The sequence below is a fragment of the Dictyoglomus thermophilum H-6-12 genome (assembly GCF_000020965.1).
Taxonomy (GTDB): domain Bacteria; phylum Dictyoglomota; class Dictyoglomia; order Dictyoglomales; family Dictyoglomaceae; genus Dictyoglomus; species Dictyoglomus thermophilum.
The window spans coordinates 871,461-887,875 of record NC_011297.1 but is presented as its reverse complement, the minus strand read 5'-3'; the positions used below and the strand labels follow the sequence as shown (position 1 = coordinate 887,875).

General features: G+C 34.2%; 14 protein-coding genes, 1 tRNA gene and 1 other annotated feature. All 15 genes read right to left on the bottom strand.

Going from position 1 to position 16,415, the window contains the following annotated elements:
* Position 1: 1 nt before the first annotated feature.
* A complete protein-coding gene (locus tag DICTH_RS04295) occupies positions 2 to 3,781 on the bottom strand; it encodes a secretin N-terminal domain-containing protein (RefSeq protein WP_407919137.1) in 3,780 nt (1,259 codons plus the stop codon).
* A complete protein-coding gene (locus DICTH_RS04290; RefSeq protein ID WP_012547606.1) occupies positions 3,774 to 4,352 on the bottom strand; it encodes a hypothetical protein in 579 nt (192 codons plus the stop codon). Before DICTH_RS04290 ends, DICTH_RS04295 begins: the two co-directional genes overlap by 8 nt.
* A gap of 13 nt (positions 4,353 to 4,365) precedes the next feature.
* Positions 4,366 to 4,947 carry a type IV pilus inner membrane component PilO gene (locus tag DICTH_RS04285; protein ID WP_012547973.1) on the bottom strand — a complete coding sequence of 194 codons (582 nt, stop codon included), beginning with the start codon at positions 4,945 to 4,947 and terminating at the stop codon, positions 4,366 to 4,368.
* Positions 4,944 to 5,498, bottom strand: a complete 555-nt coding sequence (locus DICTH_RS04280) for a PilN domain-containing protein (RefSeq protein ID WP_012547383.1) — start codon at positions 5,496 to 5,498, stop codon at positions 4,944 to 4,946. The genes DICTH_RS04285 and DICTH_RS04280 overlap by 4 nt, the downstream gene beginning before the upstream one ends.
* A 3-nt stretch (positions 5,499 to 5,501) precedes the next feature.
* Positions 5,502 to 6,491 carry a type IV pilus biogenesis protein PilM gene (gene pilM, locus DICTH_RS04275; protein WP_012548702.1) on the bottom strand — a complete coding sequence of 330 codons (990 nt, stop codon included), beginning with the start codon at positions 6,489 to 6,491 and terminating at the stop codon, positions 5,502 to 5,504.
* A gap of 74 nt (positions 6,492 to 6,565) precedes the next feature.
* The gene (locus tag DICTH_RS04270) at positions 6,566 to 7,759 is read right to left on the bottom strand and encodes a hypothetical protein (RefSeq protein ID WP_012548203.1); all 1,194 of its coding nucleotides are present in this window, start codon (positions 7,757 to 7,759) and stop codon (positions 6,566 to 6,568) included.
* The gene (locus DICTH_RS04265; RefSeq protein WP_012547145.1) at positions 7,749 to 8,303 is read right to left on the bottom strand and encodes a prepilin-type N-terminal cleavage/methylation domain-containing protein; all 555 of its coding nucleotides are present in this window, start codon (positions 8,301 to 8,303) and stop codon (positions 7,749 to 7,751) included. The genes DICTH_RS04270 and DICTH_RS04265 overlap by 11 nt, the downstream gene beginning before the upstream one ends.
* Positions 8,300 to 8,689, bottom strand: a complete 390-nt coding sequence (locus tag DICTH_RS04260) for a type IV pilus modification PilV family protein (RefSeq protein WP_012548183.1) — start codon at positions 8,687 to 8,689, stop codon at positions 8,300 to 8,302. Before DICTH_RS04260 ends, DICTH_RS04265 begins: the two co-directional genes overlap by 4 nt.
* Entirely contained in the window at positions 8,664 to 9,146 is a 483-nt protein-coding gene (locus DICTH_RS04255) for a prepilin-type N-terminal cleavage/methylation domain-containing protein (RefSeq protein WP_012547313.1), read from the bottom strand. The genes DICTH_RS04260 and DICTH_RS04255 overlap by 26 nt, the downstream gene beginning before the upstream one ends.
* Positions 9,143 to 9,913 carry a prepilin peptidase gene (locus tag DICTH_RS04250; protein WP_012548716.1) on the bottom strand — a complete coding sequence of 257 codons (771 nt, stop codon included), beginning with the start codon at positions 9,911 to 9,913 and terminating at the stop codon, positions 9,143 to 9,145. The genes DICTH_RS04255 and DICTH_RS04250 overlap by 4 nt, the downstream gene beginning before the upstream one ends.
* Positions 9,913 to 11,829, bottom strand: a complete 1,917-nt coding sequence (gene thrS / locus DICTH_RS04245) for a threonine--tRNA ligase (protein WP_012546919.1) — start codon at positions 11,827 to 11,829, stop codon at positions 9,913 to 9,915. Before thrS ends, DICTH_RS04250 begins: the two co-directional genes overlap by 1 nt.
* Positions 11,830 to 11,875: 46 nt before the next feature.
* Positions 11,876 to 12,103, bottom strand: a binding site (T-box leader).
* Between the two features lie 5 nt (positions 12,104 to 12,108).
* Positions 12,109 to 12,183, bottom strand: a tRNA-Val gene (locus DICTH_RS04240).
* Between the two features lie 31 nt (positions 12,184 to 12,214).
* The gene (gene ruvX, locus DICTH_RS04235; RefSeq protein WP_012547300.1) at positions 12,215 to 12,634 is read right to left on the bottom strand and encodes a Holliday junction resolvase RuvX; all 420 of its coding nucleotides are present in this window, start codon (positions 12,632 to 12,634) and stop codon (positions 12,215 to 12,217) included.
* Positions 12,631 to 15,231 carry an alanine--tRNA ligase gene (gene alaS, locus DICTH_RS04230; RefSeq protein ID WP_012547837.1) on the bottom strand — a complete coding sequence of 867 codons (2,601 nt, stop codon included), beginning with the start codon at positions 15,229 to 15,231 and terminating at the stop codon, positions 12,631 to 12,633. Before alaS ends, ruvX begins: the two co-directional genes overlap by 4 nt.
* A gap of 255 nt (positions 15,232 to 15,486) precedes the next feature.
* The gene (locus DICTH_RS04225) at positions 15,487 to 16,413 is read right to left on the bottom strand and encodes a tetratricopeptide repeat protein (RefSeq protein WP_012548656.1); all 927 of its coding nucleotides are present in this window, start codon (positions 16,411 to 16,413) and stop codon (positions 15,487 to 15,489) included.
* Positions 16,414 to 16,415: the final 2 nt, after the last annotated feature.

Here is a 16,415-nt window from a genome sequence, read left to right as displayed (position 1 = left end):
ACTACTCAATTATCTTAGGCGTAATTAGTATAATAAGCTCTCTTTCAACCTTTTGAATTTTTCTTGCCTTAAATAGTTCACCTAAAATTGGAATATCTCCAAGAAGTGGTACCTTAGACATGCTTTCTATTTCTTCTTGCCTTAACAAACCTCCCAAAGCAAGAGTTTCACCATTCTTGAGATTTACAATTGTTTGAGCCTCACGAGTAGAAATTATAGGTACATCCTGAACATATCCCTGAATTGTACTTACTTGTGGATTTAAGTTAGCCGTTATAGTACCATCAGCATTCACCGTAGGAGTTACATTTAAAATTATACCTACATCTACAAAACTCACTTGTCTATTGCCCTGAGCATCATAGGATATTAGTGGTACTCTATCACCAATCATAATTCTTGTAGATTTACCACTTACAGTGGTCATACTAGGTTGAGCTAATATTTTAGCTTTGTTTTGAGACTCTAATGCTTTGATATTAGCACTAATCTGTCCTGGGTTTATAATACTTATCCTAAGATCTTGCCAACCCACATTTGCTGTAATTTGTAATCCTGTAGAAATACTACCAGTACCCCATTCAATTCCAATATCTTTAATATTTTCTCTTGATACCTCAATAACTTGCACATCTATTTTTACTTGAGGAGTAGGTTTATCAAGTTTTGCTATCATGCTCTCTACGGAGGAGACTTGATCTGCTGGTCCTTGCACTAATAGGAGACCTGAAGTCTGATCATAATAGAAATTAACATCTTTAGCTATTCCTGACACTACAGATTTCAATGTATCTAAGGATATATATTTTAACTTGTATTCTTTTGTGACAATTGGAGCACCTTCCTTTGTTGCTACTACAGCTGTGGTAAATGGCTTTACAAAGGTCACAGAACCTACTTTTTCAAAGGAGATACTTGCAATCTTACTGAGTATATCAAGAGTCTCAGGAAGCTCTACCTTGTTGAGATATAGGTCAATTTGCCCTGTAACCTTCTGATCTATCACAAAGTTTATATCTGCCTTCTTTCCAAGCTCCCTCAATACTTCCCTTATATCTGCACCCCTTAGATCACAACTTACATATATCTTGTCTCCTTCCCTCTCTACCGTAAGGAGCTCTCTACTAACTACTGCTTCCTTCTTCTCTACATCTATCCTGCTTATTAGTTCATCTAATACCTTCAAATCATCTTCCTTACCTTGTGCTATAAGCAGCCTCGTCTTATCATCATAACTCAAACTTAAGTTCTTTACTAAACTACCTCCTACCCTCTCTATGTCTGACAATGTAATGTATTTCAATGCATATATCTTTGTCTTTGCTACCTCAACTGGCACAGCTACCTTCTCTTCATAGGGCTTCACATATGTCACTTTATCCTCAGTAGTTATACTCAACTTACCTGCCCTCTGAATTATATTCAGCACCTCAGGAAGCTCTACCTTGTTGAGATATAGGTCAATTTGCCCTGTAACCTTCTGATCTATCACAAAGTTTATATCTGCCTTCTTTCCAAGCTCCCTCAATACTTCCCTTATATCTGCACCCCTTAGATCGCAACTTACATATATCTTGTCTCCTTCCCTCTCTACCGTAAGGAGCTCTCTACTAACTACTGCTTCCTTCTTCTCTACATCTATCCTGCTTATTAGTTCATCTAATACCTTCAAATCATCTTCCTTACCTTGTGCTATAAGCAGCCTCGTCTTATCATCATAACTCAAACTTAAGTTCTTTACTAAACTACCTCCTACCCTCAAAATATCTTGAAGGGTTATATACTTTAATACATAAAGCTTCGTACTTATAACCTGAGGTACAGTTGCAGTTTGAACTTCCTTAGGTCTTATGTAATAGGTCTTTCCAACTTTTTCCATATCAAAATTAGCAAGTCTTTGAATGATTGTTAAGACCTCATCAAGAGGCACCTTATTAACAAATAAATCTACAGTACCAGAAACCTTAGGATCTACAATGAAATTTAAATCAGTCTTGCTCGCAATTTCTTGTAAAACATCCCTGATATCTGACTTCTTGAGACTTGCAGTTACATAAAATACATCTCCAATTTTATCAATTTTTACAAGCTCCTTAATTTCAATTATAGGAGAGGGTGCACCTTCAATCTTAGGAGCACTTACTAATATCACTCCACCTTCTCTAACCTCATAAATATATCCAGAACTTCTTATTATCAAATCGATAGCTCTATCGAGAGGAACTCTATTAAGAGTTAAGTAAACACCCCCAGATACATCTTTAGAGAAGATAATATTTTTACCAGATTTTTGAATTATCTCCTGAAGAATATCCTTAATATCATCGCCTTTTGCAGTTAGAGTTACAAGATAAGTGTCTTCACTCTTTTCCAAAATAACCTTTCCTAAGGTCTTAGCTCCTGCTATACTTTCCGATGGGATATCCAAAGTTTTGATTGTGCTTTCTATCTTTGCAAACTCTGATGGAGGAGCAGAAACTATAAGCCAATTTCTCGAATCATCAGAATCAAAAACTGCAGTTTTAGAAGTTTTACTTAAAATATCCTTAGCCTTCTGACTTTCAAAATACTTCAATTGATAAACCTTTGTTACCAAATCCCTACTTTCTATCTTTTGTAACTTATCAAGATTAGCTACAATAATAATTTCGCCTTGTTGAATGTACCCTAAATCAGAAGAGGCTAGTAAAGCATAAAAAGCATCTTTAAAAGGAATATCTTTCAAGTATACACTTATTCTTCCCTGAACCCCTATATCAGTGATAATATTCAATCCCGCAAGCTGACCCATTGCCTTCAATACATCTCTTATCTCTGCTCTATCAAAAGAGACCGATATTCTTTGTTGAAACTTATCCTTTACTTCTACAGGCTTACTTACAATTTCTTCTTTAGGTTTTTCTTCTGGCTTTTCTTCTACAGTAGTAGTTTTAACTTCGGTTACTTTTGGTGCTTCCTCAACTTTAGGAACCTCCGTTACAACTTTTTGAGAAACGGGTACTACTTTTGCTAACACTTCCGAAGTTCCAATATATAACTTATTTTGATAATCCTTAACTACTAATTTAGGATATGAAGTTTTTAAGTCTACAACCACACGTGTAACATAAGGCTTTGTAGTAAACTGAGAAACTCTAACTCCAAGTATAGGGCTTGAATTTACAGAGATACTTTTTGTAGTCACTTTATTTATCGTATTGTTTATATCAATAACAAGCCTTAAGGGGTTTTGTAATAAAGAGACCTTATATTCAGGAACCTCAGCAGAGAAATTTAACACAATTAAATTCGGCTTATAGTTTTTGTCAACATTTATACTAATCAGATTTACTTCAGATTCTTTTGTCTTGGATAAGGTAGTAGACACACCAGACAACTGAGGATTCAAGACTAATTTTAAACTTCCTACCCCTGAATTATAGATATAGGTGGGCACTCCACCCACAAAATTTATGTAAACTATTGTATTTTTTTCGTTCTGGGTAAGTTCAATTTTTGTAAGAAAGGCCTTGTTTACGTCGATAGATTTGGAGGGCATCTTGACAGTTGTATTCAAGAAGGTAACAACCAATTTACCATCTTTCTGCTGGATATCAAATTTAGGCAAACCTGTTGTGGGAGAGAAATAAAATCCAATATTAAGACTTCCTCCTACCCCCTCTTCTACTTGCACTCCCACTAAGCTAAAATTTGCGACTTGGGCATATAATATAGAAAAAATAAAAATCAAAAAAATACAAAATATCAGACTTTTTCCCCTTTTAAACCTCAAATTATTCACCTCCCAATTTTAATGTGGCATAAGCATTACCTCTTTTTAAAACCACAGAACTATCACTAATCTTAGAAACATATATATCATTTTTCAAAAACTCACCCTCTCTCAAGACATAGCCCCTATCCCCCTCTTCAATGATAGCATAGCGTCTATCTTTACCCATCACAATCCCTGTTAACCTAAAGTTGCTATACCATGTCTTAGTAGATTCCAAAGGTGCTTTTGGAGTTACTGTAATATTAACATTACTAGGAGTACTTTGAGGCACTTGAGAAACTTGTTTCTTAGGAGTTAGGTCAATAACTGGAATAAATGGATTACTTCTACCGAGCTCAACCCTTGAATAAGTAAAAACCACTGACGTTTGTCGAGTTAGGGTCTCAAGCAATTGAGCTAAGGTATACGTCTCTATAGAAGTCACTCTTCTTGGTGTTGTTACAACTGTTTCTTCAGAAGGTACCAATATGTAATTTGTAACCACATAATAACCGCCTATCAGGCCAATCAATACCAAGAGTACTACTAAAAATATAATTCTCTGTTTTGGGTTACTCAATAAACTTTTTAAGTCCATCTTCTTTCCCCACCTATTTAGTTATGAAGGTTGAAAGGACAAAAGAAAATTTCAATTCTTTTGCAGTCACATCAACAGGATCTATTTTCAAATCTTTCATCAGTATTAACCTAGGCGCTGTTTTTAACTTAGATAAGAACAGTAAAAACCCACCATAACTTCCTTGAAGATCAAGACTGTACGATCTTTCTTCATAAGCTGGTTTTTGCTCCTGCTGAACTTGTTTTCCTTGTTGCTCTTGAGTTGTGGTCTGTTTTACTTCAGGAGGTAAAGGCTTAAAACTATTAATTGATAATTTTGAATTTTTAGCTATAGATTCAATAAAGGCTAATAAACTTGGAAGATCCTCTTTTGTAGGAAGTTTTTGCTGAATTTCTGAAAATCTTTGAAGAGAATCCTTAAATTTCTCCCATTCTTCTAAGCTCTTTTTATAGCTAAGTTGATACCTAAGTAACATCTGCCTATTGGTTTCGATACTTTCTGTAAGAGTTGTTTTTTCGTTTTCTAAAGCTTTATAAAAGACAAAGTAAAAACCAATTGAAATTACAAAAAGTAAGATTCCAATTATAACCCATTTGTTTATACTTATCTTCATTGTTCACCCCTCTTATACTGAGCCACAATCCTAAAATTTATAGAAACCAAAGGTGGTTCTCCCACTTTTTGAGCAAATCCCAAAGAAGCATTTTTTACAAGATTACTTTTGTCAAGTTGATCTAAAAATATGGCAATCTCTTTATAATTGAGAGCAAAGCCTTCAATGTTTATATTATCAGAAGAATCCAGATTAAAACTTTTAACCCACAAATTCTTAGGAGTTATACTATTTAACATCTCAAATAAGTCAAGCCATGCAATTTCCCTTTTTGATATTTCTTCTACCAGTTTTAATTTCTCTTCATATTGGGATTTTATACTCTGTAATTTCTGAAGTTCATTGATTTTGTTTTTTAAATCATTAATCTGAATCTCCAATGATGTATTTTCATTTCTTAAATTTGCAACCTCCGAAGAAAGATTAAAATAAAGTATGATCTCCCCAATTAGTAAAATCAAACCCACAAGCGTAATTAGTACACCAAGAAAAGGTAACCTTATGGGTTCTTTTTTCTTAGCCTCTTTTGGAAGCAAATTAATCCTAAACATCTCTCATAACCTCTCCCAGAAGAATAATCCAACAGGAACTACCCAAGAATATATATCACTTAAAAACTCCTTTTCCTGTTTTTTCAAATTTACTGTTAACAAGTTATCCGTACCAACAGAAGAACTTGGAGAGATTTCGGTGGTTACATTAAGAATTGCTTCTAAAAGATCTATGAAATCTTTATTCTTTACATTACTCCCTGTAATTATAGCCTGATCTATATGCTCTTCAGGAAATTGCATATAAAAGAAGTTAACAGCTTCCTGTATTTTTCTAACAAAATCCTCGAGCATGAAGGATTTTGTTAAATCATCGACTTCTTCTTGTGGATTCCACTCCTCCATTACAGTACTTCTAAAAAACATAGGCTGATTTTCCTTCGCTATCACAAACTCTGCCACATTATCATGGGTGTATAGATACATAGTATTACCCTTAGGAATATCTTTTCTACTCATAATCATCATTCTTACAGCTGAGAAGACACTAACATCTACTAATTCAGGTTCCAGGTTCAGTTTTTTTATAACATCAAGGTAAGGATTCAAAATCTCCTTAGACACAGCCACAAGCATTATTCTACTTTCTTTTGTATCTCCTTTATCTACTACGTCTACTACTTGAATATCATAATTTACATCTTCGGGAGATAGAGGTATATATCTTTCAAGCTCCCATTTTATTGATTCCCTAAGTTCATTCTCAGGCATATAAGGAAAATTAAAAAATCTTACAACCACATTTTGAGCAGGAATAGATATCAAAGTTTTTCCTGACTTTACCTTAAATCTTTTCAAAATCCCCTTAAGTACTTCTAAGAGATAATCTGGATTATTCAATTGACCCCCTTGAATAACCTCCGGAGGAAGAGTTTCTAATGCAAAATTCTTAATTACAACCTTTTTATCTTTCCTCTTCCCCCCAAAAACAACTCTTAATGGATTGCCAAACTCAATACTTAAAATTGGAACCTCAGAAGAAAATAAACCCATCCCCATTTTCCTTCCTTTCAACCTCTCCCTGATTGAGATTTATTTTAATACAAACATTAAAAAAATACAACACTTTATTTTTCCTGCCAAGCAAGAATTTTTAATTTTGTCTTTGTAGCCTTCACTACATTTGTTATACCATGAGTACTAAATATATTCTCAATGTACTGCTTATTATGCCTTACCGTACTATTTCCGCCAATACTTACATCTTCTCCAATACTTGTACCTTCAATTATAGGGTCACCATAAATAGATAAATCTTGTACAGTAGTATCTACAGAAGCAGCATATAATATACCCTTTACTTTGTTTCCTGTACCAGTAATTTTAACATCACCCTTTACTACTATCATCCCTTGAAACTCCACATTTCCAGCCATTTTTGCAGATCCCTCAATATATATAACTAAAGACCAAGTAAGCCAAGTATTTGTAGCAGAATTATACCAATTAGGATTAGATTTAGCATAAGCTACAATAGCTTTTAAATCAATATTACTACCAGATCTATAAAGTCCTTGAGATTGAGAAATACTTTTTAGGTAAGCATCATTCAAAACAGGCATTGTCAAAGTATTGTCATTTGCTATAACATCCTTTCCAAGGATTGGCGAGTAAGTACCATTAATCAAAGGAGGATTTCTCAAATCCACAGGACCATTAGAGTATATGGCCGTATCAAAAGAGCCATCAGGAAGTCTTTCACCCTCAATTACTGCCGACTTTCCAGCAAAGCTTACTGATTTTCCTGCATAAACTGCAAATTTAAAAGGATCCAATGAAATATCGGTGTTATTACCATAAACTTCTATAGTTCTTTTTATCCTTGAATTAGAAATAGAGGGAATATATCCGGTACTTACAATCTTATATACAGGAAAATTAATAATAATACCGCCAGAAGACATATTCAAAAGAGAGTAAGAAACATTAACGGTATATTCTCCTAAAGATACACTATTTAAATTTAGACTTTTCTTCTCGGTTGAGCCATAGGTATAAGTAAGAGTATACACTAAGATGTTTCCTTGGCCTGATTTTACCAAGGAAAGATTTAAAAATGCTAAATCAGGATTGTTATTAACAAAATATACTGCTTGTTGCAAACCTGACTGGGCAAGATAAAAAGCCTGATTACTCTCTGCTGTTCTCTTTGCAATAGTATATTCAGAAGGCATGAGCTGTATTATAACCATCCCTAATAGGAATACAAAAAGAACAATGACTACAGCAAAGATTAACTGCCCACTCTCTCTATTTAACATAATAGACACTCCTCACTGGTAAAAAAATATTAAAGGTCAAAGTATAATCTGGAATATTATTTCTATCTCCATCAAACTTTAAAACTACCTCAATTAATTCTGCATTCTGAGGAGAAACTAAGTTACGTGAAGAATTATAATAATAAAAAACTGGAGTTAAAACCCTAAAATCACTTTCTGTTAAGGGATTATTCCCAACCCATAGATTTCCCTGTTTAACTTGTCTCCTTAAAATCCCGTTTGAATCCACATAATATTTGACTGTGGATGAGGTTGAACTTATAGGATTAGTGGAAAAATCATAATAGGTATAACTAAAAATTAGATTACTTCCATCAGAAGCACTGTCAATAAGTGAAGCCTTTTTTACTTCTCTTATCATTCTTTCAGCTACAAGTCTTGCATTTCTTTGATATTGAACCTTTCTATTAATAAATTGATATCCCAACGAACCAGTAACAAGGAAATTAACTACTAGTGCTATTATGATTATCACTATGGAAATACTTATTAAAAGCTCTACTAATGTATAACCCTTTTTCATAATTTAGCCTTAAATAGCTCAATGCTTAAACTTTTATTTTCTTTCCCCTCATTCCAAAAAGTACTGAGTTTGATATATTTCCCCCAACTAAGCTCATCTAACAAAGTATATGTTATAGTATAACTTATATTTCCATAATTTACAATTTTAGGATAATTAGATAAAAGAAAATTATCTAAAGTTGTGTACGATTGAGATAATACTATCTCAGCTTCTTTAATTAAAAGATAATTTGCCCTCGTTAAATTATCTACTTTAGGAGCATTATAAAATATCACAGAGTACATTTGAAGTATACCCACAATACTTATTAAAAGAAGTACACCAACTACCAAAGCCTCTAATAGGCTAAATCCCCTCTCATTCCCAATTCCTTGGTGCCTCATTACTAATATATATCCTCCCTGTAGCAGGAGTTATCACAATATATTTTCTCACATTTTTATAACAAATAGCAATAGTCCCCCCTGAAGAAGGAACACTCAATCTGTTAAAGTAAACATAATTGTTATTACCAAAAACTGCGGATAGTAAATCTATACCTTCTATTGACAAATCAATTATTTTTATAGTTTTATATGTGTTTTTAGCTTTATCAAAACTCTTTATTAAAATCAAGTCGGAAAAAGGATAAAAATAAACCCAATCGGGATAGCCTTCATCTTTTGTAAAAGCATTATCTCTAATCTCGATAAGACACTGCATTATCTCATAAGCTTTTAGTGTTAGTTTTCTCTCATTAATTATTAAAAAGCCAAGATTTGAAATAATGCCTATCACAATTCCAGATATTAAGATAACTAAAATTAACTCTATAAGAGTAAAACCCTTATTATTTGTCATCTAAAAACTAAAGAAAGATATAATTTAATCAAAACTTCACCCCAAAATAAAGATATCAGTGCCCCCGTTATTAGAAAGGGACCAAAAGGTATAGCTGTCTTTAAATTTTTACTTCTCAAAACTATTACTAATATAGAAAATATTCCACCAATAAGATAACTTAAAAATATAGCAAAAAGCGATAATTTAAGCCCAAGGAAACCCCCAAGCATGAAGCCAAGCTTTATATCACCTTGCCCCATACCCTCCTCTTTTAATATTAACAAAGCCACAACATAAATTAATAAAAGAATTCCCCCAAAAATCAAACTCCCTAGAACACCCTGCACTAAATTACCTTCCCAAAAGGAGAAAAGAAGTCCTACAACTATGCCCGGAATAGAGATTACATCTGGTATTAACATATTTTCAAGATCAATGAAGAAGATAGGAATAAGCATAGAAATAAGTATAAGAGATTTAAAGGTAAAAAGAGAAAATCCGTAGATCCAAAATAAAATAGCATACGAAATTCCGGTAATAAACTCTACCACAGGATATCTCCAAGAGATTCTTGCCCCGCAGTATCTACATCTACCCTTAAGTAAAATATAACTCAATATGGGAATAAGGTCCTTAGCAGACAACTTATGGCCACAAGAAGGACAATGAGAAGGAGGGAAAATAATAGACTCCCTCCTAGGGAGTCTATATATCACCACATTAAGAAAGCTTCCCACAGCACTTCCTAAAAGGAAAAACCAGAAAGTCAATAATATTTTTAGCATTATTCAAATCCTCCGCTAAAAACTTTTTTGCTTTTAATCTCTTCTAACAGTTTTGCTATCACATAAGAGAGGTCAAAAACTCCTAAATCCTTATTATGTATCCTTACACTTACTTTACCTTCTTCTTTTTCCTTATCTCCGACAATGAAAATATACGGTACTTTTTCAGCTATAGCCTTTCTTAATTTATAATTTAACTTGGCCTGATCTTTGTCTATCTCTGCCCTTATCTCATTGTCTCTTAAGGTTCTTAGCACGTATTCAGCATACTCATTATGTTTCTCAGATATGGGTAATATTCTTACCTGTTCTGGAGCAAGCCACAAAGGGAATCTGCCACCATAGTGTTCAATAAGAATTCCTATGAATCTTTCATAAGATCCAAGAATGGCTCTATGAATCATGACAGGTCTTTTCTTCGTTCCATCAGGTGCATCATAAGTAAGATCAAACCTCTCAGGTAAGTTAAAATCTACTTGTATTGTGGGTCCCTGCCACATCTTTCCAAGAAGCCCCTTCAATCCCACATCAATTTTAGGACCATAAAAGGCTCCTTCTCCTTCGGCAATCCTATAATCTATACCTACACTTTCTAAAGCATTTTTAAGGGCTTGGGTAGCCTTTTCCCAAATCTCATCAGAACCTATATATTTTTCTGGTTTTGTAGAAAGAGTTACCACATAATCTTTTAGTCCAAAACTATCTAACATATAGAAGACAAAATCTAAAACTCCCTTTATCTCATCTTCTAACTGTTCTTGAGTACAGAATATGTGAGCATCATCTTGAGTAAAGCCTCTCGCTCTTTCAAGTCCATAAAGCACACCAGATCTTTCATATCTATAAACTGTTCCCATCTCAAAAAATCTTAAGGGTAGATCTCTGTAACTTCTTACTTTAGAATTATAGATTAAAATATGACCCGGACAATTCATTGGTTTCACTGCATAGTCTTTGTCTTCCACTTGAAGAAAGAACATATTTTCTCTATAGTTATCCCAATGCCCAGACCTTTTCCATAGTTCTGCTTGCATCAAATGAGGAGTAATTACTGGAAGATAACCCCTTTTCAAGTGTTCTTTTCTTTCAAATTCTTCAATTATAAGCCTGAGCATGGCACCTTTAGGGGGATAAAATATTAAACCTGGCCCTGCCTCCTCAAAAGTATCGAATATCTCCAACTCTCTTCCTAATTTTCTGTGATCTCTTCTTTGAGCTTCTTCTCGTTCTTCTAAATATTTTTTCAACTCCTCTTCTGAGGGAAAGGAAGTTCCATATATTCTCTGGAACATAGGATTCTTCTCATTTCCTCTCCAATAAGCCCCGGAGACGCTCAACAGTTTAAAAGACTTCACCCAACCTGTAGATGGCAAATGGGGTCCTCTACAAAGATCAATAAAATTTCCTTGCCTGTAAAAGGATATTCTTTCTCCCTCAGGTATTTCTTCAAGAAGTTCCAATTTAAAATCCTCTTTCATCTCTTTCAAAATTCTTTCTGCTTCTTCCCTTGTAACTTCAATTCTTTCAATAGGTAAATCCTGCTTTATTATCTCCCTCATTTTTGCTTCTATTTTTTCCAAGTCTTCCTGTGAAAAGGGTTCGCTTCTATAAAAGTCATAATAAAATCCATCCTCAATAGCAGGACCTATTCCAAGCTTTACTTCTGGAAATAATTCCTTTACTGCATGAGCAAGTATATGTGCAGAAGTATGCCTATAGATGCTTCTACCATCTTCACTCTCCCAATCAAGAAGCTCCACAAAACTTCCATCCTGAGGAAAGACATTTAAATCAGAAAGAACCCCATTAATCTTTGCCCCAAAAACTTTTTTCTCAAGACCTTCTTCCTTTACAACCTCTAAGAGATTTCCTTCTTTTTCCCATATTTTATCCTTATACTGCATTTTCCAACCCATCTCTATCTCCTCCCTTAATTTAAAACTAAAAAAAACTCTCGCCCTCATAAAGGACGAGAGTTTCCCGTGGTTCCACCTTAATAGGTCCCTAAAAAGACCTCCTCTTGATCTATAACGGGATCACCCGTCAATGCTTACTCTTCCAGTTATTAGGAATTTCAGCATGAGGCTCCAAGGTGGTGTTCACCTTTTCTCGACTTAGAAAGCCTCCCAGCCTAAGGCTTTCCTCTCTGGAAGTCGAAGAAAAGGCTACTCTCCTCTTCTTCGCCTTTAGTTTTATGGTGGGCGCGGGTGGGATTGAACCACCGACCCCTACCGCGTCAAGATAGTGCTCTCCCACTGAGCTACGCGCCCATACCTTAGAGAATTATAATCTTATTTATATTTATGTGTCAAGAGATGAAGAATCAAGGTATTTTTGCAAAATTATAACTGCAGCCTGTTTATTTTTTAGTAATTTTCTCTTTTTTCTCTTTATATCACCCTCTAAAAGAACCTTTTCTGCTTCCATTGTAGTAAGTCTTTCATCGACAAATTTTACAGGAATTCCTATTACAGACTCTATTAACTCTGCAATATGTCTTACCTTTTGGGTTCTTTCATTTTCATGTCCTCTTAAACTTATAGGATATCCTAAAACTATTTCTTTTACTTGATAATCTTCTACCAATCTTTTTAACCTACTTACAAAATCCTCTTCACCCTTAATCTCCCAAACATCCAATCCTTGTGCAATTATTCTCAAAGGATCTGATATAGCAAGACCTACATATTTTTCTCCCCAATCAATTGCAAGAACTCTCATTTCAAAAGATTTTCCTTTAAGAACCCCTTTATTTCTTCAATATTAGTCTTAGGCAGACTTATCTGGGCTAAGGTATCTTTTCCTCCACCCTTTCCATTAAACCTTTCCCCAATTAAATCTACAATCTTTTTGGCCGTTATACCTTTTGAAATTAACTTTTTACCTACCATAACCGTACCCACAAGTTTATTATCTAAGGGTCTAAAAAATAACATAATTAAATTATCATCTTTATTTTTTAGGTAATCCCCAAGTCTTTTAATAGCATCATTTTCCATATCTAAACTAGCACAGATAAGAGAAAAATTATCTATTTTATCGACATTATTTAACAAGACCTCTGCCTCTCTTTTAATCACTTTTTCTTCAAGATCTTTTATTTTTCTTTCTTTTTCCTTCAACTCATTAAGTAACTTCTCAACTTTTATGTGAACCTCATCAAGAGAAGAATTAAGAAGCAAAGAGACTTTATTAACAATTTCTTCTTTTCTCTTTTGATATTCCCAAGCCTTCAAACCACAAACAGCAAAAATTCTTCTTATCCCGCTCCCTATTCCCTCTTCTTTCACTATATAAAAACTGCCTATTTCTCCGGTATAGTCCACATGAGTCCCTCCACAGAGCTCCATACTTATATTGTCAATTTTAATAACTCTGACATTTTTTTGATACTTTTCTGTAAATAGAGCAATAGCTCCCATTCTTCTTGCTTCTTCCAGAGTAGTCCAGAATTTCTCTACTTTATGATTTGCCAAAATATTTTCATTAACTTTTTTCTCAATTATTTTTAAGTCTTCATAGCTTAATGGTGAATGGTGAGTAAAATCAAATCTTAAAAACTCAGGAGAAACTAAGGATCCTGACTGCATAACATGAGTACCTAAGTATTCCCTTAAAGCTGAATGTAAAAGGTGAGTAGCAGTATGATGTCTCATGGTATGATATCTTTTTTCTTTATCCACCTCTGCTTTAACAATTTGTCCCTCTTTAAACTCTCCCTTTAGAACTTTTCCCCTATGTATGATAAAGTCTTCACCAAGTTTCTTAACATCCAAAATCTCCACTTCTACTTCTGAATTATAAACTTTACCTTTATCAGAAACCTGCCCTCCGCCCTCAGCATAAAAAGGAGTCTTATCCATCAAGAAATATACTTCTTCTCCTTCCAAAATATTCTTCCCATGTTTTCCCCCGACAAAAAATAGAACATTACTCTCAGTTTCAAGAGTGTCATAACCTACAAATTCAGTCTTAGGAAGATTTCTCATATAATAAACTTCCTCGTCAGAAAGAGAAATAAAACTCTCCTCAAGCTTTTCTTCCATAGAGGCCCTTGCCTTTTCTCTCTGTTCTTCCATATATTTGTTAAATTCATCTATGTCTATCTTGAAACCTTCTTCTCCTGCTATCTCTTGTGTCAATTCAATAGGAAAACCATAAGTATCATAAAGTTTAAAAGCAAATTCTCCACTTACCACTTTATTTGAAACTTTCTTGAAATAGTCCTCGAGAAGAGCTAAGCCCTGCTCCAAAGTCCTTAAGAATTGCTCTTCTTCTCTGATAAGTACCTTTTGAATATAATCTTTTCTATCAATAAGTTCAGGATATGCCTCTTTCATTATTTCAACCACTACTGGGACCAACTTATATAAGAATGGCTCTTTTATACCATGTTTATATGCTCTTCTCAACGATCTCCTTATAAGCCTTCTCAAGACATAGCCCCTTCCCTCATTAGTTGGGACAACACCATCTCCCATCAAAAATGTAATCCCTCTTATATGATCGGAGATTAATCTTTCAGTAGTAGGGTCAGAATTTTCTATTATATTCTTAATTTCCTGAATAATAGGCAAAAATAAGTCAGTTTCAAAAACATTACTTACTCCTTCTACCACAGTAGTGATTCGTTCGAGTCCCATGCCTGTATCAATATTCTTTTGAGGAAGAGGAGAAAGTTTTCCATCTTCATCCATGTAATAAGCCATAAACACCAAATTCCATATCTCCATAAATCTATCACATGGATCTCCAGGCTTACAATTTTCTTCCTCCTTAGTCTTAGGACCAAAATCATAGTATATCTCAGAACAAGGGCCACAAGGCCCTGTAGGTCCTGGGGGTCCCCAGAAGTTATCTTCCTTCCCAAGTCTGACAATTCGCTCTTTAGGAATACCTATTTCTTTATTCCAAATGTCGTAAGCCTCATCATCCTCCTCATAAACAGAAATCCATAATTTAGAAACAGGAATGCCTAACTCCTTTGTTAAAAATTCATATGCAAAACCAATTGCCTCTCTTTTGAAATAGTCTCCAAAAGAAAAATTACCAAGCATCTCCAAAAAAGTAAGGTGTCTTGGAGTTATCCCAACTCTTTCTATATCAGTAGTTCGGAAGCACTTTTGAACTGTAGTAATTCTCCTCTTCGGAGGTACACCCTGTCCTAAAAAATAAGGTTTAAATGGTACCATTCCTGCAGTAGTGAAAAGAAGAGTTGGATCATCAGAAGGTACTAACGATGCACTTGGTAAGTGCAAATGATCATTTTTTACGAAATAGTCTATAAATTTTCTTCTAATATCGCTACTTTTCATCATAAATAAGCCCTCTCCTTAGTTTTTAATTGAGATATCAAAAAGCCCCGCCGTGCCGTGGTGTGTGAGTCCTTGTGCCCCATCCCAAAAGTTGAGGCCTACCCTGCTTGGTTATGTAGCTCCTCCGAGCCGCAATCCCAAGACAGGAGCTCAGCCTCCCGAAATGAGGTGTTGAGCCAGGACACAACAAACACCACGTACACAGCAGGGCGCTTTTGATTATGAATATAGCACAAAATAGAAGTTTTTTCAAATTTTTTATTTTTGATTGGTTGGCAGAGTTAAGTTTTGCAAAAGCGTAGCAAGCCTCATTTTGCTCATAACTAATATCTGAGGATCAGCTTTATCTCCTAATTCTTCTATTCTTCTATAAACCTTTATAGCATCTTCTATTTGCTTTTTTTCTTCAAATATGGTAGCTAGAATATATAAAGCTTGAGAGTTATCTTTATCAGTACTTAAGACTTTTTTCAAATCTTCTTCTGCCTTTTCATATAAACTTAACTTTTTGTATTGAAGAGCTCTATTTATCAAAAATTCCCTCTCGCTATTATAAAGGATCTTAGCCTTTTCATAAGCTTTTTTTGCCTTTTCTTTATCTTTATTCTCAAGAATAATACCAAGAGAAAGCCACAACTCAGGGCTATTTTTATAAATTCTTATTTTATCTTCAATTATCTTTTGAGCTGTGTCTATTTCTCCCTTATATAAATATTCATAACTTTTCTCGATAGTTTCTATAATATCCTGAGAGGGAGTTTTGAAGTAATTTAACAAAAGAACTATACCTACAAAGACTAAGATTATTATTAAAGAAGAAAGAACTATTCTCTGCAAACTTTTCTTTCTTCTCTCTTCCACTATATCCCATATATGCCACCACCAGTAGTCTTCTGGATATCTACTACCTTTTGTCCTGAGAAAAGATTTTCTTAGTAAAACATAAAGAGTATCAATATTTTTCTTTATTTCGCCATCAATCTCGCTAAGTTCAACGAGTTCAGCATCTATTGATACGCCTAAACTCTTAATTTTCTCTATTAACTCTTGTATTTCTTGCCTTTTTATAATATATTCTTCGGCATATTTTGAGGCCTCAGAATAGTCAGGAATTAAAATTTTTCCAACTAACTTTTTCAAATGTGATATCTTTTCTCTTAAAAGCTCAATAGGAGAATCTTTCATAA